The sequence below is a fragment of the Pararhodonellum marinum genome, assembly GCF_015354735.1.
GTDB lineage: Bacteria > Bacteroidota > Bacteroidia > Cytophagales > Cyclobacteriaceae > Pararhodonellum > Pararhodonellum marinum.
On the sequence record NZ_JACEFJ010000001.1, the window covers coordinates 740,732 to 764,346 of the forward strand.

Consider the following 23,615-nt stretch of genomic DNA (forward strand, 5'->3'; position numbering starts at 1 on the left):
CACTCGACCCTCCGGGATTTTACCCTATTGACCTTTTACTTTTTACAATTTTTATCATTTACAGAACCAATTGCTTACCTATTTTCCAGATAAAAAGATTTCAAGATATAATTCAACTGTTCATACTCTATCAAAAAGGCATCATGGCCGTAGGGAGAACTGATTTCCCTGTAGGTTCCTTTGGGAACTTTACTTCCGATAAGCTGGGATTCGGAGGGCAGGAATAGCTGATCCCTATCCACCCCTATGGTAAGGACTTTGGAAGAAATCTCACTCAGAGCCTGCTCAACCCCTCCGCGGCCACGTCCGATATCATGGCTATCCATGGCTTTGGAAAGCACCCAGTAGGAGAGGGCATTGAATCGGTTGGCCAGCTTAAGCCCTTGGTAACGCAGGTAGGAACTGACTTTATAATGGTCTGTTTTCTCCTGCTGGTCTGCCTGGTTTTGTTCCAGACTGTCAGGGTGGCGGTAGGTAAGCATGGCAATGGCACGTGCTGTTTCCAATCCTTTCTTACCCGCTTCGGGATTGTTTTGACCCCAGGTACAGTCAGATTCAATGGCCATCCTTTGGGCCTCATTGAATCCTATGGTCCATGCGGAGGTTTTGGCATTGGCTGCAATGATCACGCTGTGCTGGACTTTATGGCCCAAAATGTGGGCCCATTCCAAGGCGACTTGTCCACCGAGAGAGCCACCAATAAGGGTATGGATTTGGGCAATGCCCAAATGTGCTCTGAGTTTTTCAAGGCTCAAGGCCATGTCCCTCGTGGTCAGATTGGGAAAATTGTAAAAATAAGGGTTTCCGGTTTTCGGGTTTTCGCTTAAAGGCTGCGTAGAACCGTAGCAGGAACCCAGCAGGTTGGCACAGACGATAAAATGTTTGGTAGGATCAAAAAGCTTGTCCTCACCAACCAGGCCATTCCACCATTCGTGGGCATTGGCATCACCAGTAAGGGCATGCAGGATCCAGATGACGTTGTCTTTTTGGGTAGTCAGATGACCTTGTGTGGTGAAGGCAAGCTGGAACCCGGGAAGGGTTTCCCCGGATTCCAATGCCAACTCATCATCACAACTAAAAATTTCATGCGTCATTTCAGTGATCAGATACGGAGATTCCAGATTCATTCTTTGATTTTATTTTTTCGAAAGCTTGAGACAGGTCGGCCTTGATGTCATCGATATGTTCGATTCCCAAGGAAATCCTAAGCTGATTTGGTGTCACACCCGCTGCTTTTTGTTCCTCATCAGAAAGTTGTTGATGGGTAGTGGCCGCGGGCTGTATGATCAGGGTTTTGGCATCCCCGACATTGGCGAGGTGGGATATGAGTTCCAGTTGGTTGACAAAATCACAGGCAGTATCCTTATCGGCTTTCAACTCGAAACTCAAGACGCCGCCATAGCCTCTTTTAAGGTATTTCTTGGCCAGGGAATGGTAGGGTGAAGACTCCAAGCCGGGATAATTCACCTTGACTACCTGTGGATGCTCTTCCAGCCATTTTGCCAGCTCCAAGGCATTGTCTACGGTACGTTGTACCCTAAGAGAAAGTGTCTCGATCCCTTGTAGTAACAAGAATGAATTGAAAGGACTCAATGCCGCCCCGAAATCACGAAGGCCTTCTACTCTTGCCCGGATGGCAAAAGCAATGTTGGGTAGACCTAAAGGGTTATTCTCACCAAATACATCCCAGAAAACCAAGCCGTGATAACCTTCGGAAGGTTCGGTAAATTGAGGAAACTTGCCGTTACCCCAGTTGAAATTTCCGGCATCTACGATCACACCGCCTATGGAATTCCCATGGCCACCGATCCACTTGGTGGCTGATGAGGTCACTATATTGGCCCCGTGGGCGATGGGTTGGAAGAGATACCCTCCCGCTCCAAAGGTATTGTCCACCACCAAAGGGATGTCATGTTTTTTGGCCAGAGCCGCAATGGCTTCAAAATCCGGGATGTTGAATTCAGGATTGCCGATGGTTTCCAGGTAGAGTGCTTTGGTCTTGTCGTCAATGAGTTTTTCAAAATCAGAGGGTCTGTCCCCTTTGGCAAAGCGGGCATCTATCCCGATTCTTTTGAATGCAACCTTAAATTGGTTGTAAGTTCCTCCGTAAAGGAAAGAAGTGGAGACAAAGTTATCACCTGTTTGAAGGATGTTGTTCAAGGCCAAAAACTGGGCTGCTTGACCTGAAGCGGTAGCCAAACCAGCCACGCCGCCTTCAAGAGCGGCAATTCTTTTTTCAAATACATCTGTGGTCGGATTCATGATCCTCGTGTAGATGTTGCCGAATTCCTTAAGTGCAAATAAGTTGGCACCGTGTTCTGAAGAATTGAACACATAGGAAGTGGTTTGATAAATGGGAACTGCCCTGGAGTTGGTGGTAGGGTCAGGCTCTTGGCCTGCATGAAGTTGGAGCGTTTCGAAACGGTAGTTTGCTGACATGGTTTTTTTGGTTTTTAATGGTTAATAAAGTTAAGAAGACAGTGATGAGACAGTTCCATGATGAGGAACCAAAATGTGCTACAGGCAAAAAAACCTAGTTACACATGCAACAGCACATGCACATCAACTTTTTAGATAAGGTTAAATTGACCTGGTGGAAACTTTTGTTTGTGAGGCAATCCTTTTTATACATCATCTAGTTAAGAATTTATATATCCAAACATCAATGTTTCTGTTTGGCAGGAATTGGCACCTTGGATTTTCCAGGTTGCCAGAGGGTCTAGGAGCCTGTCTCTCACCTCTTCTGTATAAATCCCAACACTTAAAAAGCGAAAGGATGTAACAAATAAAAGTCTGAAATTTGGAAATTGCAAAATCTTTCGGAAATTTTTCTTAAAAGCTAAAAATATGGCGGGAATTATTTGATTTTGGGCAATGGCTTAAACTTCCTGATGGAACCAAACGTAGGATGAATTTGTGGGATAAAGAAACAGAATCAATGCGCAAACAAGTTGTTTTTTGCTTCCTTTGCCTTTTTTGGGTGAGTTCAAGTCTTGTCCATGGGCAGGTCAAACAACGGGTTGGCTTGGAAGGTCATTCCGGTTGGATCCTGGCCCATGCATCCGACCTGATCCCTGTGTCCCAAAGCCAGCCCTGGGGTGCCAGCCTGAATTACAGCTGGCTGAATACCGACCGAAAAAAATGGGAGGTCTGCAACTGTTTTCATTACCTTGGCGCAATTTTGACTTACCACAATTTCAACAACCCGGATGTTTTGGGTAGCGCATTAAGTCTGTCTTTGTTATTTGAGCCCATTTTATGGAAACACAAAAATTGGGAATTCAGCCTTCGCAGTGGGATAGGGGCAAGTTACCTGAACCGCGTTTATGATGAAATAGAAAATCCCGACAATACTTTTTTCAGTGCCCCGATCAGTTTTTTGTTGTTCGTAAATCCGGTGCTTAGCTACGAGCTGGATCCCCAATGGCGGGTCAATATAGGCTTTCATTACAACCACATTTCCAATGGCGGCCAAAAGCAGCCCAACCGAGGCATCAATTATCCCATGGTAGGCTTTGGAGTAGCCCATATTCTCAATCCAGTGACCTTGCCAAACTATGAGCGGGCTGAAATTCCACAACAATGGCAATGGTATTTGGAAACGGCCTACACCACAAGAGAAAATCAACAAGATCCACAACAGGGCAGAAATGCGGTGGTCAGTTTGGTTGGGGGTGCCTATAAATCTCTGACGGCCATCAATGCTTTGGGTGCTGGATTGGAAGTCAGTTGGGACAGGTCTCTACAGGTAGAATCCAAATCCACAGAGGCATTGTTGACCGCACCTTATGTTGCACATCATTTTTTATTTGGCAGGGTTGATTTTAGTCAGCGGATGGGGATCTACCTCAACAAACCCAGCGGATATGTTGAAAATCTTTTTTATCAGAGGTATCTTTTGACCTACAGCATTGGAGCCAATTTAACTTTTGGAGCTTCTATGAAGGTCCATGGGCATGTGGCTGAAAATATCGATGTGCGGCTTGGATGGAAATTTTAGTCCCCGACATTTTCCCGATAGGCAAACTTTACCAATTCCGCCAAGGGCAGGTATTCCAACGTTTTTTCATGGGTAGCTTCCAGGATGATTGCCGGGGCAACTCCTGCATGATAGGCTTCCATCCACCTTCCTGCGCACAGGCACCATTTGTCTCCTGCCTTTAGCCCCGGGAAATCATAATGAGGCAGTGGAGTGATCAGGTCATTGCCCATACTTTTGCTGAACTGCAAAAAGTCCTCTGTCATTACTGCACATACTGTATGGGTTCCCCTGTCTTGATCATCCGTCTGACAGCACCCGTCTCTGAAATAGCCGGTTCGGGGTTCTAGGCTGCAGATCATCAGGCTTTCACCGAATATATTTTTTGACATGCTGTTTTTTTTAGACTTACAGGTATAACCTTGGTCTTAAGGTAAAGTTTTTTTGGCTGGAATGCGGATTTGAAACCGATTTTGTTTTAAATTACTTTTTATGCAGACCAGGTTTTTCCAAGCCCATGAAAAGCTCAAACCGTTTATCAATGGGTACATTGTGCTTCAAGGTTTTCTGGCTGAGGCCACACCTTCATTGACCACTGTCAAGGGAACCGCATCTTTGGGTATACCCTTTGGACAACCCTTTGAATTTCAGATATCCAGTACCTTAAAGGTCAATGAAATCGACAGCCCATTTTTTAATCAGCCCTATCTTTTTGGTCAATTGACCATCCATGGTTGGGTCCAAAGCAAGGGTCATCTCAACTTGGTTTTTGTCGTATTCACACCCAATGGGTTGTTTCCATTGATCAGGGAAAACACCTCAAAATATCAGAACAGCCTGGTTTTATTGGATAGATTCCCTCATCTCTCCCACTGGGTGGACATGCAGGAAAATCTTTGGAAAACAAAAAGCGCAGAACAGGCCATTGCTGAGATAGAAGCTTTTTTGCTGCCCTTGTTTGCCTCTTTCGAGCCCAAATCCAACCATTTGGATTTGACGCCCATCTTACATGAAATCATCGCCAAGGATGGATTTGTTACCGTTACAGACCTTGCTGAAAAAGCTTCCATGACCGTAAGGGGATTGGAAAAGCAGTTTAACATACAAATAGGCCTCTCTCCCAAAGCATATTGTAAAGTGGTTCGTTTCCAGTCACTTTTGCGCAATATGGTGGCTGAACCCAATAAGGATTTTATGCACTGGGTGGAGCAATACCACTATACCGATCAATCCTATTTTATCAGGGATTTTGTCAAATACAATGGCATGACCCCGAAGGAATATCTGCAGCAAAACGCTGGGATTGACCAAATGATCTCTGAAAAAGTCAAATTCCGCTCCTGATTTTTTTTTGGCAACAGTTCGCATTTGTACAATTTTCTTCCCCAAATCATGGTTTTTTTTGCTTTTGGTCAACGGGTATTGTGTAGGGTCGTTCTCCATTTTGAATAATCCCTAAACAAACTGATTTCCATAGATTTTGAATACTTTTTAACTTGATACAATCATTTTTTGGGTGATGCAATCCCGGTCCCGGAAGGTACCGGGATTCTTTTTTTGATAGTTGGAATTGAACTTTGTGGCCTCCGGGCATAAACCTTCGTAAACTTTGTGGTAAAAATTAGTTTTATCGGTCCCGGATTTTGCTTAAACCAGCATGTTAAATCCCTCAATCCAACATAAATCCTTCACGGCAATTTAAATTGATTTTTGAAAAAGGTATTTTTACTTCAGTATTAACCATGTTAGAGGAATGGAAGATAATGAATTGATTCGTCGCATAACCATTAATAAAAAAATTTTGGAGGCAAGCGATACTTAAGCTATTCTATCTTCTTGAGCTGTTTTCCAAATAGGTACATTTGGAATTAGATTCCAAGTTGCCAAATCTTTCTGGTTTATTCTTGAAACTTCAAAAGCTTTTCATCCACCTTCTCCGCAATTGTTACCTTCAGGCCCGGTGTCCTTTCCATTTCTCTTTTGATTCCAAATATTGCTTCGTCATTTCTCGCCCAGGCCCTTCTCGCAATTCCATTGTTGACGTCATAGAAAAGCATGGATTGTAGCCTTCGGTCTGCTTCTGAAGTGCCATCCAGCAACATTCCGAAACCACCATTGATGACTTCTCCCCAGCCTACACCACCACCATTGTGGATGGATACCCAGGTGGCACCTCTGAAACTGTCACCGATGACATTGTGGATGGCCATATCGGCGGTAAACTTGCTGCCATCATAAATATTGCTGGTTTCCCGGAAGGGGGAGTCGGTACCACTGACATCATGGTGATCCCTGCCCAAGACCACGGGAGCGGATAGTTTACCGGACTTCACCGCTTCATTAAAGGCTTTGGCTATTTTGATCCTGCCTTCTGCATCGGCATATAATATCCTGGCTTGAGAACCCACCACCAGGTTGTTTTCGCCTGCTTCTTCTATCCATTTGATGTTATCCTGCATTTGTTGTTGGATTTCAGAAGGGGAGGAGGACATGATTTCTCGAAGTACTTCGGCTGCTATTTGGTCGGTTTTTTTCAGGTCTTCCGGCATGCCCGAGGTGCAAACCCACCTAAAAGGTCCGAAACCATAATCAAAACACATGGGACCCAAAATATCCTGCACATAGGAGGGATACCTGAAATCAATGCCATTTTCCGCCATCACCTCCGCCCCAGCCCGGGAGGCTTCCAGCAGGAAGGCATTTCCATAATCGAAAAAGTAGGTTCCTTTAGCCACATGTCTATTGATCGCAGCAGCTTGTCGGCGTAAGGATTCCTGTACTTTGGTTTTGAATTGTTCCGGGTCAGAGGCCATCATGTCATTGGCTTCATCGAAACCCAGACCTGCAGGATAGTATCCACCTGCCCAAGGATTGTGCAGGGAAGTCTGATCGGAACCGAGTTCTATGGTGATGTTTTCTTCATCCAACTTCTCCCACACATCCACCACATTGCCCAAATAAGCGATGGAAACCACTTCCTGATTTTCCTGGGCACTTTTCACCCGATTAACCAATCTATCCAGATCTTCAATCAATTCATCCACCCATCCTTGTTGGTGTCTTTTGTAAGCAGCTTTAGGGTTGATTTCTGCGCAGACGGTGATACAGCCTGCGATGTTCCCGGCCTTTGGTTGGGCGCCGGACATGCCGCCCAGTCCAGCCGTCAGGAATACCTTGCCTTTTGGATTAACCTGTGCACCGAGTTTTTTTCTAAAAGCATTCATTACGGTGATGGTGGTTCCATGAACGATGCCCTGCGGGCCGATGTACATGTAAGAACCTGCGGTCATCTGACCATATTGGGTCACGCCCAGGGTATTGTATTTTTCCCAATCATCAGGCTTGGAATAGTTGGGGATCATCATGCCGTTGGTGACCACCACCCTTGGAGCATCTTTGGAAGATGGAAAAAGTCCCATGGGGTGGCCGGAATACATGTGCAGGGTTTGTTCCTCCGTCATTTCAGCCAGGTACTGCATGGTCAACAGGTACTGCGCCCAGTTTTGGAAAACTGCCCCATTGCCTCCATAAGTGATCAATTCCTGTGGATGTTGTGCCACAGCCGGATCCAAGTTGTTTTGGATCATGAGCATGATGGCTGCGGCCTGTGGGGTTTGGGCAGGATATTCCGAAATCGGTCTGGCATACATCTCATAATCCGGTATAAACCGATACATATAAATCCTGCCATATTTCTGCAATTCATCAAAAAACTCCTTTGCCAGTTCCGCATGCCAAGCCTTGGGAAAGTACCGCAGAGCATTCCTCACCGCCAACCTTTTTTCTTCCAAACTTAAAATATCCTTACGCTTTGGGGCATGGGAAACGTTGGTGTCGTATGCTTTTTTAGGAGGAAGGGTGTAGGGGATGCCTTGGATGATTCGGTCTTGGAAGGTCATGATTATTGGGCTTTTGGAATTTAAGGGATTAATGCTTGAAATATGCTTCGCAAAATACAATTGAAATATGCCTACGTCGAAATATTGTGGAAATAGCCATTATTACTAAAACACTCCGCTCCCCGGACTTGCCGAGGGGTATTTTAAATTTAAGTCATTGGTACGTTAGGAGAAGTCTATTTTCCATTTGAGCTTTATAGATTTCTCCTGACGTCGAAATGGCAAGGAGAAGCCAATTTGGATAGCAAACACAATCGATACATCAAGCTGATTTCTGTTTCGCGAGGCCTATTTCCATTTGTTTCAACCATATTTCAACGATATATCAACAATATTTCTACTCAATTTCCACGCCTCTTTTAAAAACCATAGCAGGTTTGAGTCTCCCCTGCTGATAAGTTATCTCACGATAATCAGCTGAGGGGAAAAGGATGATATCAGCGAGCATTCCCGGTTTAAGTTGTCCCCGGTCTTGAAGATCTAAGGCTGCAGCAGCCCGACAGGTAATTCCAGCCAAAACCTCTGCATTGCTGAGCTTTTCATATGTCCCTAAGACTGAAGCCTGCATCAGCAGGTCACCCATAGGGGCCGAACCCGGATTCCAGTCGGAGGCGATGGCCAATGATGCACCTGCATCCAGTAGCTTTCGGGCTGGAGTAAACGGGACTCCAAGTCCCATAGATGCACCTGGTAAAGCCACAGCAATGGTGTCCGATGCTGCGAGTATTTCTATTTCCTTATTTCCACTGGCTTCCAGGTGATCTGCTGAAATGGCTCCAAATTCTACGGCCACCTGTGATCCTCCGGTATGAAACTGATCCGCATGCACCGTGATGTCAAAGCCCATTGCTTTGGCTTTTTGGAAATAGAGCTGAATATCTTCGGTAGAAAATGCCGTATCCTCAATAAAGGCATCAATGCGCTTGGCAAGACTTTCTTCTTTGAGGATTGGGAAAACCTCCTCAACAATCGTTTTCAGATAATCCTTTTGGCTGCCTTGAAAGTCTTTTGGAGGGATATGGGCAGCCAAACAGGTTGGTATCAAATCGGCTTGAGTACTTTCATTGGCCAATTTGATGGCCCGAAGCATTTTGAGTTCCTCGGCCACCGATAGGCCATACCCGCTTTTTATCTCAACGGTCGTTATACCCTCTTGAATCATCCGATTGGATCGATGAATCGTTAATTTTGCCAATTCTTCTTGCGTTGCTTGTCTGGTTTTTGTCACCGTATTCCAGATACCACCACCGGATCTGGCGATCTCCAGATAGGATTTGCCTGCATTGCGAAGGGCATAGTCCTGGGCCCTGCTTCCACCGAAGCAAATATGGGTATGACAGTCAATAAATCCTGGAAGTGCCACAAAGTCTTCATTCAGCTGGACCATTTCCGCACCGATGGACTGGGCTTCAGGAAGCAGGTCCTCAAAGCTGCCTATCTTAAGGATTTTCCCATTCTGGATCAGGATACCGGCTTCCTGGATGATTTCCAGCTGTTCATCTTTCAGGGCTCCTTTGAGGGGGAGGTTTTCCATGGTAAGCGCTTGGCGAACAGGGCCGATAAAGGTGGGTTTTATGGTGGACATATTCTTATTTATGGTCACGAAGGCCTGAAGGCAATTTGGTTTTTCTCTTGCCAAATCTACCTGTCAGTAGAAAGGGTACTAAGACTCTAAGTTTTTATCTTATTGTTGCCAAGAAATACCTTTATTAATTCCATGGAGACATAAAGATTTTATGGTTTTTTGTCCCTAAAGCCATAATTCAAAGTTACCTAATTTCAATTAATTATAAATACCATTTGTATCAACGATTAATTACTGAAAGTAATTTAAAGCTTTCTATGCTAGTAATTTTTAGAACAATAAAACAGTTTGTGTATTTATTTTGGTATTTTTGTGTATATATAATTCTGCCATGAGAACCAATATAGAAATAGACCAAAAAGTGATTGAGGAAATTCTTGAAAAAACAAACATCAAAACCAAACGTGAAGCGGTCGATTTGGCACTAAAGGAATTTCTCCGCAAGATCAAGTTGAAAGAACTTTCCGAGATGGCTGGAAAAGTCAGTTGGGCTGGAGACTTAGCAGCTATGAGAACGGATTGACATGGTCAATGTAGTCATAGACACCAGTGTTTGGATTGCGTTTTTTTTAGGAAAAGACCGAAAGATCATTGGGGCTGTTAAAGAATTGCTTGATAAGGATCAAGTATTAATCTGTCCTCCTGTTTACCAGGAAATTTTGCAGGGTATTCCATACCCGAATGAATTTTTAAAGATGAAAGACCGGTTAAGCGCATTGCGACAAATCAATGCTGATCCATTTGAGGCTGCTGAAGGTGCAGCTCAGATATATTCGGTTTTGAGGACTAAAGGAGTGACGATTAGAAAGAGCTATGATTGTTTGATCGCTTGGTATGCCATCAGTTCCGACGCTGCTCTTTTTCATTTGGATAAGGACTTTATTCCAATCGCTGAATTTTTCAAACTTAGGTTCTATTCGATAATGAAAAAGTAGTCCAAATCAAATGAATATAGTTTAAAGACTTTTTTGCTCCAAAGTCACGAAGTTTTTTTGCATCAAACCTGCCTTTGCCGGAAGGGGCGCGGAGGCCCAAAGTTTTTTCTTTTTTGCCAATGAGGCACTAATATATTTTTGTATGATGCATGATGTCTTTATGGCAATTCTATTCCATTCAAAAATAATGATTTTAAATCATACCTTTAAATGGGGTTTACCGATACAGCGTAAAATCACTAAAACATTCGGGTTTTAGTAGATTTTTCTGATTTTAACGCCCTACGAGTGCAAGGGATTATGTGAAAGACCAACAAAGGGCGTGCGCCATGCAGCGAGCAATCTGGTCTGGTTAAAAAAAGGGTTGATTTAACTTTTCAGCGGATCCTATTTGAACGAATTTGAAATCATGAACATGAACCAAAAATATATATAGCATGAAAAAGGTCCTTTTGTTTGTCATTTTTTTGGGCATCAGCGTCACACTAAGCGCACAAAAAGTAAGCATTGAACCCGGAATTGGGCTTGGGTTCGGAATTTTAACATCGGGTGGCTCGCAAAGCAGTAATAGCCAAGGCGGCATTGGAATTGCACTGCAAGCCGGTCTCTACTACCATTTTGATTCTCAATTCTCAATTGGACTTTTCGGACTCGCGCAAGATCCGGTCATGGGTGGTGAATTCAGCACCGCTCAAGAGGTTAGGTTTTCTCCTGCACATAATAGGGCGCGGTTCCTGTCAGTCAATGGACGCTATGCCTTCAACAAAAAAGAAAGAGATCATTTCTTTTTCGTCGGTTTAGGGTTGGGCCAAAAGAGAATGCTAAGTTACATCCGTGTAAACGACGTGGAGATAATTGAAAGATCTGATTTCTCTGTGATGCCGGAGCTTGGCTTTCAGATGAAAAACCTCCAAATTGTTTTGTCTTTCACCACTCCAGTCCCTTCTCCAACATTCGATCAGGTGGGGAATGATGATGGTATTCGCTATGTGATGGAGAGCGGGTTTGTTTCCACACTCCAATATTCAATCCGCTATCAATTTCGGTTGTTAAATAAAAAATGAGTATGCTTTGAATTTAAACCTTTCAAGGATCTATTTGTAGGAAATAAAATTGGTATAAGTAAAAACGATCATAAAACACCTACACGCAGTAAATACTCCAGTCCAAGCCAGCTGAAGCTGAAGCAGGCGGGCTTGGACCAAAATAATACCAACCTTCAGGCTGATAGGCAGTATGCAGTCTGATGACTGGGGCTAAGATAGTCCATTCATCACTTCACTAAAGACCTGCCTGCATCAGGCTGGCTTGAACTAAAACCTATCAAACTCCTCAGACCATTTCGTCTCAAGCTGCAACCCTTCTTTCTTAGTTACTTCTCTTGCTAATTTTAGCAATTCTCCACTCCGTATCATATCAATAGCGGTCTCCATATCATCATTCATGATCTGATCTTCGGTTACATGTTTGATTTTGGTACGCACATGTTCGTAAAGTGCTGTCATGATCTTTCCGGATTTCAGTGGGGCATGAAAGTCCACGGCCTGTGCAGCGCAGAAGAGCTCGACCCCTAGGATTTTTCCTACATTTTCTATTACCTGAAGGGCTTTTCTGGCCCCGATCGAACCCATACTGACATGATCTTCCTGACCTAGGGAAGTTGGGATGCTGTCTGCCGAAGCAGGGAAACAAAGTCCTTTGTTTTCGCTGGCCAATGCTGCCGTGGTGTATTGGGGGATCATAAATCCGGAGTTTAGTCCTGTTTCTTTCAAAAGCAACTTAGGCACTCCGGGAGTATCTCCCTCTAAAGAAAGGTAAATCCTCCTGTCAGAGATATTTCCGATCTCCGAAGCGGCCAAACAGGCATAATCCAAAGGCAATGCCAATGGCTGTCCATGGAAATTACCTCCGCTGATGGTGTGGTTTTCGTCAAAAATGACCGGGTTGTCAGTTACAGCATTGATCTCGGTTTCCAGACAGGCTTTCAGGTGAAGCCAGGCATTTCTGGAAGCCCCATGCACCTGTGGCATACAGCGCAGAGAATAAGGATCCTGCACCCTCGCACAGGTGGCATGGGAATGGACGATCTCTGATTCGTGGAGCAGGTTGAGAATGGTCTGGGCTACATGCTGATTGGCTGCATAGGGACGGAGTTGGTGGAGATCCGGGGAGAAAGGCTTGATGGAGCCAAGCAAGCCCTCAAGCATCATGGCGCCGGTAATATCCGCATGGGCAAGGACATTGTAAAACCTATCCAAAACCTTGACCCCGAAAGCAGCAATAAATTGGGTACCGTTGATCAGCGCTAGGCCTTCTTTTGGGCCTAGGTGAATGGCTTCCAACTGATAGCGTTGCAATGCTTCAGCCGTAGAAAGGGTTTTTCCTTGGTCATTCACTTTTCCCAAACCGATCAAAGGGATAAACAAATGGGAGAGGGGTGCAAGGTCACCTGAGGCACCTACAGAACCTTGCTTGGGTACCACCGGAATTACACCCTGTTCAATATGCCACATGATCCTATCCAAGGTCTGTTCCCGAATACCCGAATGACCCTTGGCCAAGGCATGCAACTTGAGTATCAGCATCAGTTTTGCGATTTCTTCAGGAATGGGTTCGCCCAAGCCGACCGCATGGCTTTTGAGGATATTTTCCTGAAGCTTTCGGGTTTGGTCTGGAGAAATCATCGTAGTACACAATGGGCCAAATCCAGTATTGATGCCATAGACTGGTTTGCCATTGGCGACGATTTGCTCAACTGCCGAAGCACTGGCCCGTACTTTTTCTCGTGTTTCAGGAGTGAGGACACCCTTTATTTTTCCCTTAGCAATTCCAAGTGCTATGGAAGCGGTAAGGTGTTCTTGGCCGTATTGGAAGTTACTGGTCATGGATTTCTCGCAAAGTCGCAAAGCCGCAGATTATTCATGCTCAAATTTAGGCTATATTAGTGATAATTATAAATACCATTTAGGCTTGTTGCTGATAAGTTTAAGTTATCAATACAAATGATTAAATTTATTGATTGAAGAAATTTTGATCTTAGATTTCCTTGTTAATGAATTATGACTGAAAATGAGCTTTCAAAAATTATAGTGGATTCCTGTTATAAAATTCATGTAGAACTGGGTCCAGGATTGTTTGAGTCCGTTTATGAAGAGATTTTAAATTATGAGTTGATTCAGAATGGATTATTTGTCAAGAGGCAACAAGCTGTTCCAGTTAATTGGAGAGGTATCCCTATGGAAATGGGATTCAGGGCTGATTTGATTGTCGAAAACAAAGTTTTGATTGAGATAAAATCAATTGAAACAATTGCTCCGGTGCACCATAAACAAGTATTGACTTATTTAAAGCTAACTGGATTGAAACTAGGTTTATTGGTCAATTTCAATGAAAATTTAATTAAAAACGGGGTTTCCAGAATTGTGAATAACCTATAAGTCAAGTGCAACGCATCTGGTAAATTAGATTCCCGCACCAATTAAACAGATAAGGAAATCATTAAGAAGATCAAGTAGTAATTGTCCCAGTTTTTGGATTTCCATAAAAAAGCCTTTGCGTCTCGGCGCCTTTGCGAGAAAAAATGACCATCGAACTCAGACACCTCGAATACTTCCGTGCTGTCGCTGAAGAACTCAACTTCGGCCGGGCAGCAGAGCGCTTGTTTATCTCCCAACCCGGTCTCAGCCGTCAGATCAAACAGATGGAGGAAATCCTGGAGGTACAGCTTTTTGAAAGGACCAAGCGAAGGGTGGAATTGACAGCTGCGGGACATTTTCTTAAATCTGAAGTGGACTATATCTTTAATCACTTAGAACTTACCAAATCCCAACTCAAGGAAATTGCAACAGGAAACATAGGGGAGTTAAGAATAGGCTTTCTGGGTTCTGCTGCACATACTGTCCTGCCCGAACTGCTGGTAAAAATATCCCAACACTTCCCTGGCATCCATACTACGATGGAAGAACTCAGCAACACTTTGCAGGTTGAGATGCTGGAAAAAGACAAATTGGATTTGGGTTTTGTGAGGCTGGCGCGAGTGCCTGAAGTTCTTCAGATGAAAATGGTGCATCAGGACACTTTTTCTGTGGTGTTGCCTTTGGACCACCCATTGGCAGATCATGGATTTAAACATGTGGGCCAATTGAAAGAAGAAAACTTTATCCTTTTTTCCCATGATTACTCTTCCATATACTATGATAAGATCATGTCCATTTGTGAGGATAGAGGTTTTTCACCTAAAATCACCCATAAGTCTGTGCATGCTTTGACCATATTCAAATTGGTGGAGGCTGGATTGGGAGTCGCCATTGTGCCAACATCCCTACAACAAGGGTATGATCTGAAAGTGAAGTTAATTGAGCTGGATAAAATCAAACAAAAAACGGAATTGTATGCGGTTTGGAAAAAGGGGAATAGGAATCCGGCTGTTGCTAAGGTTTTGGGGTTGATCTAAGAGTCTCAATTTACATGTTCTATACACTAGATATTTTAAAAAATGAATCCGTTGGTATTTTTTACCAGCGGATTCATTTTTACTTTTTATTTAATTGAAAACTCATAGCCAATTGAAATAAAAGAAAACCAAGAACTGAGCCTATGAACAGCACTGAAATTTTGATCTTCATACCTTATTTCCCTTAGATTTTTCTCCATAATAGGCCCTGCTAAATTGTAGCCATGATGGCTGAACAAAACCAAAGAAGAGACTTCATTTATTTTGTAATTTAATCCAAACTTGGAGAGCAGGTTTACGCTGTATTTATTGTTTATGGTTTCCTCAGAATCAATCAATGAAATGTCGTAAACCGGTACGCTATTTCCTGAATTGTCTTTGGTCCGCAAATAATGGAAACCATTTTCCGGCATAGTGATAGAATTGTGGGGCAATAAGTTTAAGCCTAGACCTGCACCAATCAATATCGAAAAGTTAGTATTTGGAATTTGAAATTTCCTCAAAGCCATATTGTTCAATTGGTACAGATCAAATACATATTTGTACCCAGTTGAAGCTTTACTTCCTCTATTTGAGTCAACTATTTGAAGATGGGAACTAAACCGATGCACGGCAAAATTCCATTCAAAAAACCAATCATTCTTAATTTCTTTTTGTGCATAGGCATTTATTCCCCACATACCCATATTAATGGACCTTAATGTGGTTAGATCACCGGAACTTTTCCAGGAATACAATGGTACACCGAATCCAGTGCCAATAGTTAAAGACTTTTTTTCCTGCGAAAAAACTTGGCAAGACCACAGGCAGCACAAGAAAATTGTCCAGATCTTGTAACTTGTTTTAACAGATGCACTCTTGATGCATGTGAATTTTGTTCTTATAAAATCAAAATTTAGGGTTTGAAATAATTTCAACAAATATAAAATTAATCCTAATTGTTATGAAAAAATTAGTTCTCTTCTAATATTTTTTTTTCCTTTTATAGGTTAATTATTTGATTACAAAAGTTTCCATGTCTCATCCTCCTCTTTTTTATACCAATCTTTTTTTAAAGCTCTTTCCGAGAGTATGTATTCTTCCATTGGTTCCTTTAATTCTGAACCAAAAAGGTCTCCTTCTAACAATTAAATTAATTCCTTCTTTTCACCTGAATTCAGAGCCATTATGGATTTCCTCAAAGCGTCAAAATTGATTTTCAGAATAATTGCTTTTTCCATTTAGGGAGTTTATTATTTGATAATTCAATTTAACAAAAGTTATTCAAATATTGATTTTAGTTCTGTTTTTGTAGGATTTGAATTTTATCAATTAAATTATTAGGTTTGGGTTTAACACCTTCAACTTCAACATGAAATATCCTCTTACTATCATCTCTTTTATCCTCCTTTTTCTTGGCTTTTCCTGTAAACCAAATAACCGGGAAGAAATCGCCGAAATTCAGTTGAAGTCTATCGGACAAACAAGCTTGATGATCGATGAAACCACCCCGGATTTCAGTATGGGTTTGCAATATTTTGAGTCTGGACAGGAAATGGTCTTTAACATCAACTGGACAACCAATTCACTTCAGATGTATGATTTGGAAAATGGTGAATTGATCAAGAACATTCAATTTGAGAGAGAGGGCGATCAGGGGGTGGGGGAGTTGATGGCTTTTCATGTGCATACGATGGATAGTATTTTTCTTTTTCCGTTCGGTACATCATACTTTAGCTTGGCAGACACATCAGGTAAAGTCAAGAAAAGATTCGGGTATGAAGCACCTGAAAACCATACACCGGGATTTGTACACAATATCAGTTATATAAGTCCCCCAATTGTCAAAGGGAATGAAATCATCCTAAAAACCAGACCAGCTATTGTCAGCAATTACAACGAAATGAGCAATGAGATGCTGGCCAAATCCCATTTGACTTTTAGGTTGGATTTAGATTCCCTTAAAACCACCTTACTGCCACAATTTTATCCTGCGGATTATTTGGAAAAGGGAACCAAACGCTTTGATTTCAGTATGGTTAAGGAGGATGGAAAGCTTGTTTATTCCTTTTTTGGTGATCACAATTTATATTGGGCTGAAAATTTAGAAGGCCCTTTGAAATCAATTGATGGTCGAAGTACTTTCCTCAATGAAGCTTTGCCTCTATTTCCAAAAGGAGGCCCTGCATTGGAATCCCAGAAATACAGTTTTGCTTCATCAAGGTATGAAAATTTACTCTATGACCGCTATCAGGAAGTGTACTATCGCTTTGCTTATCCTGACTTGGAAGTTGAGACGGAAGGAGAAGTCAGGGCTTTGAGGAATAATCCCGGACCATTTGTGGTAATGGTTTTTGATAAGGAGCTGAAACTCTTGGGGGAAACTTATTTTGAAGGTGGGAAGTACTTGCCCATGAATGCTTTTGTAGGAAAGAAAGGACTTTATCTCTCTACGAATAATCCAGATAATCCCAAAAATCAGGAGGATAAGATGGGGTTTGAGGTGTACTTTTTACTCTAGCTTATTTTGTTTTTTTTAGACATTCCATCTTTATACGATATGTTATCGTATATTTATGAAAAAATGAAATCATGAAAGTTACAGCAATCATACCTGATGATTTGATAGCCGAAGCGATGGAACTTTCCAAAGCAGAAACCATCACCGAAACCTTAAAAATTGCTTTGCACGCATACATCCGAACCCAGAAAATAAAAGAGTTGGGTAACGTGATATTGACTGAGCCTTTGGAATTTAAATATACGGCCCAAAATCTGCGTGAGCTGAATAGAAAATGAAAGGAGTTGTTTTTGATACCACGATCTGGATTGAATATTTAAGAGGGAATTCGGAGTACTTTTCAATTTGTCAAGAACTCTTGGAAAACGGAAGAGTTTGGAGCTTAGAGCTGATTTTTGCAGAGTTATTTCAGGGAGCCAAAGGCAAAAAGGAAATGAATTTGATCATGGATTATTTGTCGAATATTCCGTTGCTCGATGAGCCACTTTTGATAATTGAGGCCGGTATCCTATCCAATGAACTTAATTTAATCAATGATGGGGTTGGTCTCATTGATGCTGTGATCATTCATTCCGTGAGAAAAAACCAACTTCAACTTTGGACTTTGGACGAAAAGATAAGAAGGGTGATTGGATATGATTTTTTGTTTAGGGTTTAAAAGAGAAGGTCTAAGTCTTGAATAAGTCAACCTTCTTTGCTCAAAAATATTTCAGCCTTATTTCCATATATTTCCACTTTATTACCTTAAAGTATTCAAATCAGCGGACTGAGTCAATCAATTTCGCTTAAATATCCTTTAATCTTGACCCTCAACCAAATGCCGTCCAAATGTCGGGTGAAATCCTCCCTTTTTTCGGGCTATATTTGTAATAATCAAACCAACTTGCCATGGTCAAACAAAATGTATACAACATGAAACAACCGCAATTGGGCCAGAAAATCCAGGAATGGAGAAAGGCCAAAGGATTGACCCAGGAAGAATTGGTGGAGCGATGCAATATCAATGTGCGCACCATACAAAGGATAGAAGCAGGGGAGGTGACCCCTAGATCTTACACCGTAAAAGCCATATTGGAAGTATTGGAAGTCAAACCAGAAGAAGTGAAAAATCTTCAATTGGAGAAAGAAGAAGTGTCCGTACCAAGTAACCTTAATTCATGGCTAAGATTTTCCTTTATCGCAGGCATCATTTATTTGATTTTGGCTGTGGTCGAGTCTGTGATAGATGTTCAGCTTTTTTTAGAAAAGTCTAGCTTTTCTGTTGGTTTTGGATATTTATATACCTTCCTCAAAATGTCAGTTTTGGTCTTATTTTTCCTATTCACAAGTGCATTTTATAAGTTGAGTGAAGTATTTTCAAATTTGCTTTTGAAGGTCATGTCCATTTTTCTGATGATTTTGACAGCAGTCTTTATTATGGAAGACATTGTGACTTATTGGATGGGAGTTGAACTTGTTTCTGGGCTTCTCCTAAGATCCTTGATTTCAGGTGTCGTTTATGTCTTATTCGCGACAGGTTTTCTTCATCTTTCTAAGCAAAAAGGAACTGCTTATGTAATTGCAGGTAGTTTGGGAATGTTGACAGGTATCAGTTTTATGTCAGTCATTTTCGCTATTCCAGGCCTTATATTTCTTACCGTTTTTGAGATTTCATTGATTGTCTTGCTTTATCAGGAGTATAAGAAAACGTCAAATGATACCCATTTGACCTTTGTTTCCCAAGGGCAAGTGTTCCAATGATCTAAAAGATTTAAGCTTCAACAATTTTTTGTAACTCTATTTCCCATCTTTTGTAATTGTATTTTTGAGAATTTTTTTATCTTTTTTTGTAATTTTTTGGGTATCTATTATTGAGTTTATCATTTAAAAACATTTTTGGTATCTTTATTGTTAGCAAGTATAATTCTTTAACATAAAGCTTTTGTAATCACCCGATTCAAAACTTTTTAAAACATGAAGTGTATGATTAGATTTAATTATTATCCAATTCAAATTGGTTTATTGGCTCTTTTATTAGGAGCATGCATGTCTGAAAACACTGATCCAAGTGTAATTGATTGCGACCCTTGCACCAGTCCCCTTGAGTACGAAGGTCTCCAACTGGTATTTCAAGAAGAGTTTCAAAGTAGTCTTTCTTCTGAAAATTGGATTGTGGAAGAAGGGGACGGTTGTCCATCTGTATGCGATTGGGGCAACAATGAACTACAATATTACCGAGAACAAAATGTAGAAGTTATCAACGGCAATTTGGTGGTTACAGCCAAAAAGGAAGATTTTGGTGGTAAGGAATACACCTCAGGCAGGATAAATACAAGGGGGAACTTCGAATTCACTACAGGAAGAATCGATATACGGGCAAAAATGCCCAAAGGTCAAGGGATGTGGCCGGGCCTGTGGTTATTGGGGTCCAATATATTGGATGTAACATGGGCTGAGGCTGGCCAGGTAGTCATTGCTCAATTGATTGGTGGGAATGAGGATGGAAGAGATAACACCATTGTGGCCAATATATTTTGGGAAAATAACGAAGGAGAAATTCAATTTGATGCCCAATCCAACAGGCTTAGGAGCGGGATTTACAATGATAAGTTCGTGGTTTTTTCTCTTATAAAAAATGAAACCGAAGTCAGATGGTTGATCAATGACATTGAGTTTCATCGCGTGAATATAACAGGTCCAGAATTTGACCCCATCAAAAATCCTTCGAACCTGATCATAAGCCTTGCAGTGGGAGGTGATTCACCGGGAGCTCCTGACGAAACCACCCAATTCCCCCAAAAACTGGAGATTGATTATATCAGGGTGTTTGAATAAAATTTATTGAATTAAAGATTAAAAAAACATCAAGTTCTAGTACTTGATGTTTTTTTGTTTAGGTACACAAAAGCAATAAAACCAAGTCAAAGATTAACCTGGTAAATGTTTCAGCCATAATTGAATGGCTAAAACTTATTTATCTTGGATTTTATTTCTTTAAAGAACTGCTCGTTTTTTTGACTTTCAGACTTGATTTCCAAAATCTTTGGCTTCAACGTTTTTTGAAAAAAGTGGCTCAATACTTGGTCTAGTTCAGTCTTTTCATCTACCAAATGATAGTCAAAACCGTATTCTTTGGCCAAATGCCCTGCATTTAGCAATTGTTTGGTTTCAAAATACTCTTCTAGTTCAGGCAGTTTGTCAGGCCCATTGATCATTCGGAAAATGCCACCGCCATGGTTATTGAAAACAATGATCCTGAGATTGGGCAAGGCATAATTGTGCCAAAAAGCATTGCGGTCATAAAAGAAAGCCATGTCTCCCGTCATCAGCACAACTGGATCCTTGGTGGTAAAGGCACAACCAACCGCGGTACTGTTGCTTCCATCTATGCCACTCGTCCCTCTATTACAAATGATTTCCTGTTTTCGAGGTCCAAGTAGGTTGGCATAACGGACTGCCATGCTGTTGGCCAAATGAACTTTGGCATCGCTGGGTATTTGATCAAAGCACGCCGAGAATGCAGTATATTCTCCAAAGTCAGTATTTTTTAATAAAGAAGGCAGTTTGTATTTCACCTGCTCTTCCCGTACTGACCAGACCTGAACAAATTCTTCATTGGAAATTTTGTCTTCTTTATTTAAAAATTCCAAAAACATCAATGGCTCACAAGCAAGGGTTTGAACACCTCTCTTGAAAGTATCTGGTACATATCCTTCCGGTTGCAAATGCCAATGCATGGCATCGCTTTTCCTGAGAAAAAGCTTTAGATTTTTAGAAATGACGGATTTTCCAAAGGAAATGATCAAGTCTGGCGCCATTTTTTTTTCAACCACATCAACGGGTAGGAAATGATCATGAAAAGAAATGGTGCCTTCAGCCTGCAAATTGCTGATGACATCAGTAACCACTACAGCGGCCTTTTTGATCGTCAACTGTTGCAATTGCTCTTGAATCGCTTCATTCGGGCGCTGTTGACCGGGAACAATCAGTATTTTGTTGTATTTGCTAAGGGCGCTTCTGATTTTGATCCAAGTTTCAGAAGTAAGGGAGCTCGCTTTCTCTAAATGATCCATCGTGGAGGTCAAGCTAGGATACTGAAAGATTTGGTCTTTCTCTGGGTAAAAGGGCTCTCTCAAGGGTATATTGATATGGACAGGCCCTTGTGGATATGCAGTAGCCGATAGGATGGCTTCATTCACAATCCGTTTTGCATGCCATGCTTTGTCTGGATGGCCAAAGTCATCCGGAAACTGGAAACTGTTTTTGACATGTGTACCATACAAATTATGCTGCCTGATAGTCTGACCGTCCCATTGGTCAATCCATTCCGGTGGTCGGTCTGCGGTAAGTACCAAAAGGGGAATCTGTTGAAAATAAGCTTCTGCAACAGCCGGTGCATAATTTAATGCAGCTGATCCGCTGGTACAAACCAAAACAACGGGTTTTTCCAACTGCTGGGCCATGCCTAAGGCTATGAAGGCGGCGCTTCTTTCATCGGAAATGGTTTTACACTGGATTTCCGGATGTCTGACGAAGGCCAAAGTGATAGGTGCACATCGTGACCCTGGTGATAAGATGGCATGCTTGATGCCGTATTGGGCACATGTGGCTGCAAGGTCAAGGAGAGGTTGAAGGATCAAAATTCTACTTCTGGGTTTATAAATCTACCTATGATGGCGCATTTCATTTCTGTTTCTTCCCACTCCTTTTCAGGAATGCTGTCTTCAGTGACACCTGCACCTGCATACAATATAGCCGAATCATGCATCAATTGTGCAGTCCTGAGGTTGACATATAGGTGGGTTTCCTGCTCTATGTTTACCGGCCCCAGGAAGCCGGCAAAAAATGAGCGGTCAAAATTTTCGTTTTCCCTGATGAATTGATGTGCACTTTCCCTGGGCGTACCACATACTGCTGATGTGGGATGCAATAAATCCAGCATAACCGAGCCCAATTGAGGAAAATTGGTTTTCTTCATGTCCACTCTAAAATCTGATCGTAAGTGCAATAAGTCTCCTGCAACCATGGTCTTGGGCCCTTGTTCATCATATTCCCTCAACCTGATTTTCTTGAAACAATCTACAATGTACCTACTCACCAAGGCCTGTTCTTCGATTTCTTTCTGAGTCCATGCCACAGATTTTAGCGGATTGTCCCCTTTGGCTTTTTGGGTTCCGGCCAATGACATGGTATAAAATGAGTCCCCCTTAGTTCTGATCAATACCTCCGGAGAAGCACCCATCCAAGTACCAACTTTTGGAAGGTGGAAAAAATTCACCAATGCATTGGGGTATGCCTTTATCAATTCAAGAAGGGTACTGCTTATTTCCCAATCCTTTTTCAAAGGAATCTTTTTGATTTTGGCAGGGACTATTTTACTCAAACTACCTGCCTCAATATGGGCCATACATTTTTCGACCAGCTGGGTAAAACCAACCTGCATGGAATTTTCCACATGGACTTCAGGATGGTTTTCAGGTTGTTTAAACCAATTCTTTAAAGCTGTTTTGAGTGAATTATATTCTAAATGGGTAGTATCTTCCGGTAAATCCGATCCAACTTTCTGCCCATCTAAATTCAGTTTAAAATATCGGGTTGCTTCTACAAAATGGGCCTTTTTATCTGATTGGTCAGCAAATGGATGAGCAATAAAACCCGGAGGTAATTCTTCTAGGTTTAGTTTGGTTTTTTTCGGAAATGCACTTTCATCAATCGCCAATTCCAAAAAATCAGATTGAGGTTTTCTCCATATCGCCAAGCCAAAACCATGTCTAAAGGCATGATACAACCAGTGGTCTAAAAATGGTTTGATGTCTATGAGTTTCTCTTTGAGAATGTCTTCCATATTTATTTTTTATCCAAAATCGCCAACGTAATCCTACTGATGCAAGTAAGTGCATTTTCTTCTGAGTAAATTTTAATTTCCCATACTTGGGTTTTTTGACCCAGATGAATGGGTTTGGCCACTCCACTTACCTGACCAGATCGGACCGATTTAAGGTGGTTGGCATTGATTTCCAAACCTACGCAAAATTGACCCTTATCCTTCACTGTCAGCATCCCTGCCACACTTCCAAGGGTTTCTGCCAATACCAAATTTGCTCCTCCATGTAACAGTCCAAGGGGTTGTTTGGTTCTGTGATCTACCGGCATACTGGCGGTCAAAAAATCAACTCCAATTTCTGTAAATTGGATTCCCAAATACTCGGTCATGTTATTTTTCCCCAAGCCATTCAAAAATTCAAGGGTGATGTTTTCAGGAAATAGCATGTATTTTGCGATAAA

22 protein-coding genes and 1 riboswitch are annotated in these 23,615 nt (G+C 41.9%); of the genes, 12 read left to right on the plus strand and 10 right to left on the minus strand.

The features are described from left to right. Positions 1-74 precede the first annotated feature (74 nt). Entirely contained in the window at positions 75-1,127 is a 1,053-nt protein-coding gene (locus H1A14_RS03125; protein WP_194774726.1) for a homoserine O-acetyltransferase family protein, read from the minus strand. Continuing rightward, positions 1,096-2,439, minus strand: a complete 1,344-nt coding sequence (locus tag H1A14_RS03130) for an O-acetylhomoserine aminocarboxypropyltransferase/cysteine synthase family protein (RefSeq protein WP_194774727.1) — start codon at positions 2,437-2,439, stop codon at positions 1,096-1,098. The genes H1A14_RS03125 and H1A14_RS03130 overlap by 32 nt, the downstream gene beginning before the upstream one ends. A gap of 205 nt (positions 2,440-2,644) precedes the next feature. Further along, a riboswitch (SAM riboswitch) is annotated at positions 2,645-2,754 on the minus strand. Positions 2,755-2,938: 184 nt separating this feature from the next. On the opposite strand from H1A14_RS03130, the gene H1A14_RS03135 reads away from it, so the two are divergent. Further along, positions 2,939-4,000 (plus strand): acyloxyacyl hydrolase, encoded by a 1,062-nt coding sequence (locus tag H1A14_RS03135; RefSeq protein WP_194774728.1) that lies wholly within the window; start codon positions 2,939-2,941, stop codon positions 3,998-4,000. On the opposite strand, the gene H1A14_RS03140 is transcribed toward H1A14_RS03135, so the two are convergent. Next, positions 3,997-4,371 carry a DUF2237 family protein gene (locus H1A14_RS03140; protein ID WP_194774729.1) on the minus strand — a complete coding sequence of 125 codons (375 nt, stop codon included), beginning with the start codon at positions 4,369-4,371 and terminating at the stop codon, positions 3,997-3,999. The genes H1A14_RS03135 and H1A14_RS03140 overlap by 4 nt on opposite strands. A 100-nt stretch (positions 4,372-4,471) precedes the next feature. Here H1A14_RS03140 and H1A14_RS03145 point away from each other — a divergent pair, with 100 nt between their 5' ends. Continuing rightward, complete coding sequence (locus tag H1A14_RS03145; RefSeq protein WP_194774730.1) at positions 4,472-5,323, plus strand: helix-turn-helix domain-containing protein; 852 nt, start codon at positions 4,472-4,474, stop codon at positions 5,321-5,323. Between the two features lie 554 nt (positions 5,324-5,877). Here the strand turns inward: H1A14_RS03145 and H1A14_RS03150 are convergent. After that, entirely contained in the window at positions 5,878-7,878 is a 2,001-nt protein-coding gene (locus tag H1A14_RS03150) for a urocanate hydratase (RefSeq protein WP_194774731.1), read from the minus strand. A 337-nt stretch (positions 7,879-8,215) separates the two neighbouring features. Then, positions 8,216-9,463 (minus strand): imidazolonepropionase, encoded by a 1,248-nt coding sequence (hutI, locus tag H1A14_RS03155; protein ID WP_194774732.1) that lies wholly within the window; start codon positions 9,461-9,463, stop codon positions 8,216-8,218. Between the two features lie 331 nt (positions 9,464-9,794). On the opposite strand from hutI, the gene H1A14_RS03160 reads away from it, so the two are divergent. The 3 genes from H1A14_RS03160 (at position 9,795) to H1A14_RS03170 (ending at position 11,462) form a co-directional block, all read left to right on the plus strand. Next, complete coding sequence (locus H1A14_RS03160; protein WP_194774733.1) at positions 9,795-9,986, plus strand: type II toxin-antitoxin system VapB family antitoxin; 192 nt, start codon at positions 9,795-9,797, stop codon at positions 9,984-9,986. Position 9,987: 1 nt separating this feature from the next. Continuing rightward, positions 9,988-10,398: a type II toxin-antitoxin system VapC family toxin gene (gene vapC / locus H1A14_RS03165; protein ID WP_194774734.1), complete on the plus strand. Its 411-nt coding sequence runs from the start codon at positions 9,988-9,990 to the stop codon at positions 10,396-10,398. Positions 10,399-10,835: 437 nt separating this feature from the next. Then, the gene (locus H1A14_RS03170; protein ID WP_194774735.1) at positions 10,836-11,462 is read left to right on the plus strand and encodes a hypothetical protein; all 627 of its coding nucleotides are present in this window, start codon (positions 10,836-10,838) and stop codon (positions 11,460-11,462) included. A gap of 249 nt (positions 11,463-11,711) precedes the next feature. Here H1A14_RS03170 and hutH read toward each other — a convergent pair whose 3' ends face one another. Further along, positions 11,712-13,283, minus strand: coding sequence for a histidine ammonia-lyase (gene hutH / locus H1A14_RS03175; protein ID WP_194774736.1), 1,572 nt, complete (start codon positions 13,281-13,283; stop codon positions 11,712-11,714). Between the two features lie 174 nt (positions 13,284-13,457). Between hutH and H1A14_RS03180 the strand changes: the two genes are divergently transcribed. Next, the gene (locus tag H1A14_RS03180; protein ID WP_194774737.1) at positions 13,458-13,835 is read left to right on the plus strand and encodes a GxxExxY protein; all 378 of its coding nucleotides are present in this window, start codon (positions 13,458-13,460) and stop codon (positions 13,833-13,835) included. Positions 13,836-13,978: 143 nt separating this feature from the next. Then, the gene (locus tag H1A14_RS03185) at positions 13,979-14,851 is read left to right on the plus strand and encodes a LysR family transcriptional regulator (protein WP_194774738.1); all 873 of its coding nucleotides are present in this window, start codon (positions 13,979-13,981) and stop codon (positions 14,849-14,851) included. A gap of 86 nt (positions 14,852-14,937) precedes the next feature. Here H1A14_RS03185 and H1A14_RS03190 read toward each other — a convergent pair whose 3' ends face one another. Next, complete coding sequence (locus H1A14_RS03190) at positions 14,938-15,531, minus strand: hypothetical protein (RefSeq protein WP_194774739.1); 594 nt, start codon at positions 15,529-15,531, stop codon at positions 14,938-14,940. A 671-nt stretch (positions 15,532-16,202) separates the two neighbouring features. Between H1A14_RS03190 and H1A14_RS03195 the strand changes: the two genes are divergently transcribed. From H1A14_RS03195 to H1A14_RS03215, 5 genes are all read left to right on the plus strand, one after another. Beyond that, complete coding sequence (locus H1A14_RS03195; protein WP_194774740.1) at positions 16,203-17,351, plus strand: DUF4221 family protein; 1,149 nt, start codon at positions 16,203-16,205, stop codon at positions 17,349-17,351. 71 nt (positions 17,352-17,422) lie between these two features. Next, positions 17,423-17,629 (plus strand): type II toxin-antitoxin system VapB family antitoxin, encoded by a 207-nt coding sequence (locus H1A14_RS03200; RefSeq protein WP_194774741.1) that lies wholly within the window; start codon positions 17,423-17,425, stop codon positions 17,627-17,629. Then, entirely contained in the window at positions 17,626-18,009 is a 384-nt protein-coding gene (locus H1A14_RS03205) for a PIN domain-containing protein (RefSeq protein WP_194774742.1), read from the plus strand. Before H1A14_RS03200 ends, H1A14_RS03205 begins: the two co-directional genes overlap by 4 nt. A 230-nt stretch (positions 18,010-18,239) precedes the next feature. Further along, entirely contained in the window at positions 18,240-19,091 is an 852-nt protein-coding gene (locus tag H1A14_RS03210) for a helix-turn-helix domain-containing protein (protein ID WP_228527523.1), read from the plus strand. A gap of 222 nt (positions 19,092-19,313) precedes the next feature. Beyond that, on the plus strand, positions 19,314-20,165 hold the full coding sequence (locus H1A14_RS03215; protein ID WP_194774743.1) for a glycoside hydrolase family 16 protein: 852 nt from the start codon (positions 19,314-19,316) through the stop codon (positions 20,163-20,165). A gap of 128 nt (positions 20,166-20,293) precedes the next feature. Here H1A14_RS03215 and menD read toward each other — a convergent pair whose 3' ends face one another. Genes menD through H1A14_RS03230 form a run of 3 tightly spaced genes read right to left on the minus strand, consistent with a single transcriptional unit; the run spans position 20,294 to position 23,600 of the window. Further along, positions 20,294-21,970 (minus strand): 2-succinyl-5-enolpyruvyl-6-hydroxy-3-cyclohexene-1-carboxylic-acid synthase, encoded by a 1,677-nt coding sequence (gene menD, locus H1A14_RS03220; RefSeq protein WP_194774744.1) that lies wholly within the window; start codon positions 21,968-21,970, stop codon positions 20,294-20,296. After that, positions 21,967-23,175 carry a chorismate-binding protein gene (locus H1A14_RS03225; protein ID WP_194774745.1) on the minus strand — a complete coding sequence of 403 codons (1,209 nt, stop codon included), beginning with the start codon at positions 23,173-23,175 and terminating at the stop codon, positions 21,967-21,969. The genes menD and H1A14_RS03225 overlap by 4 nt, the downstream gene beginning before the upstream one ends. Positions 23,176-23,177: 2 nt before the next feature. Continuing rightward, positions 23,178-23,600: a hotdog fold thioesterase gene (locus H1A14_RS03230; RefSeq protein WP_194774746.1), complete on the minus strand. Its 423-nt coding sequence runs from the start codon at positions 23,598-23,600 to the stop codon at positions 23,178-23,180. Positions 23,601-23,615: the final 15 nt, after the last annotated feature.

Bases quoted from the DNA above. Each gene is read 5' to 3' on its own strand.
- H1A14_RS03125 (WP_194774726.1), bottom strand. From the start codon at position 1,127: ATGAATCTGGAATCTCCGTATCTGATCACTGAAATGACGCATGAAATT.
- H1A14_RS03130 (WP_194774727.1), bottom strand. From the start codon at position 2,439: ATGTCAGCAAACTACCGTTTCGAAACGCTCCAACTTCATGCAGGCCAA.
- H1A14_RS03135 (WP_194774728.1), top strand. From the start codon at position 2,939: ATGCGCAAACAAGTTGTTTTTTGCTTCCTTTGCCTTTTTTGGGTGAGT.
- H1A14_RS03140 (WP_194774729.1), bottom strand. From the start codon at position 4,371: ATGTCAAAAAATATATTCGGTGAAAGCCTGATGATCTGCAGCCTAGAA.
- H1A14_RS03145 (WP_194774730.1), top strand. From the start codon at position 4,472: ATGCAGACCAGGTTTTTCCAAGCCCATGAAAAGCTCAAACCGTTTATC.
- H1A14_RS03150 (WP_194774731.1), bottom strand. From the start codon at position 7,878: ATGACCTTCCAAGACCGAATCATCCAAGGCATCCCCTACACCCTTCCT.
- hutI (WP_194774732.1), bottom strand. From the start codon at position 9,463: ATGTCCACCATAAAACCCACCTTTATCGGCCCTGTTCGCCAAGCGCTT.
- H1A14_RS03160 (WP_194774733.1), top strand. From the start codon at position 9,795: ATGAGAACCAATATAGAAATAGACCAAAAAGTGATTGAGGAAATTCTT.
- vapC (WP_194774734.1), top strand. From the start codon at position 9,988: ATGGTCAATGTAGTCATAGACACCAGTGTTTGGATTGCGTTTTTTTTA.
- H1A14_RS03170 (WP_194774735.1), top strand. From the start codon at position 10,836: ATGAAAAAGGTCCTTTTGTTTGTCATTTTTTTGGGCATCAGCGTCACA.
- hutH (WP_194774736.1), bottom strand. From the start codon at position 13,283: ATGACCAGTAACTTCCAATACGGCCAAGAACACCTTACCGCTTCCATA.
- H1A14_RS03180 (WP_194774737.1), top strand. From the start codon at position 13,458: ATGACTGAAAATGAGCTTTCAAAAATTATAGTGGATTCCTGTTATAAA.
- H1A14_RS03185 (WP_194774738.1), top strand. From the start codon at position 13,979: ATGACCATCGAACTCAGACACCTCGAATACTTCCGTGCTGTCGCTGAA.
- H1A14_RS03190 (WP_194774739.1), bottom strand. From the start codon at position 15,531: ATGTGGGGAATAAATGCCTATGCACAAAAAGAAATTAAGAATGATTGG.
- H1A14_RS03195 (WP_194774740.1), top strand. From the start codon at position 16,203: ATGAAATATCCTCTTACTATCATCTCTTTTATCCTCCTTTTTCTTGGC.
- H1A14_RS03200 (WP_194774741.1), top strand. From the start codon at position 17,423: ATGAAAGTTACAGCAATCATACCTGATGATTTGATAGCCGAAGCGATG.
- H1A14_RS03205 (WP_194774742.1), top strand. From the start codon at position 17,626: ATGAAAGGAGTTGTTTTTGATACCACGATCTGGATTGAATATTTAAGA.
- H1A14_RS03210 (WP_228527523.1), top strand. From the start codon at position 18,240: ATGGTCAAACAAAATGTATACAACATGAAACAACCGCAATTGGGCCAG.
- H1A14_RS03215 (WP_194774743.1), top strand. From the start codon at position 19,314: ATGATTAGATTTAATTATTATCCAATTCAAATTGGTTTATTGGCTCTT.
- H1A14_RS03225 (WP_194774745.1), bottom strand. From the start codon at position 23,175: ATGGAAGACATTCTCAAAGAGAAACTCATAGACATCAAACCATTTTTA.
- H1A14_RS03230 (WP_194774746.1), bottom strand. From the start codon at position 23,600: ATGCTATTTCCTGAAAACATCACCCTTGAATTTTTGAATGGCTTGGGG.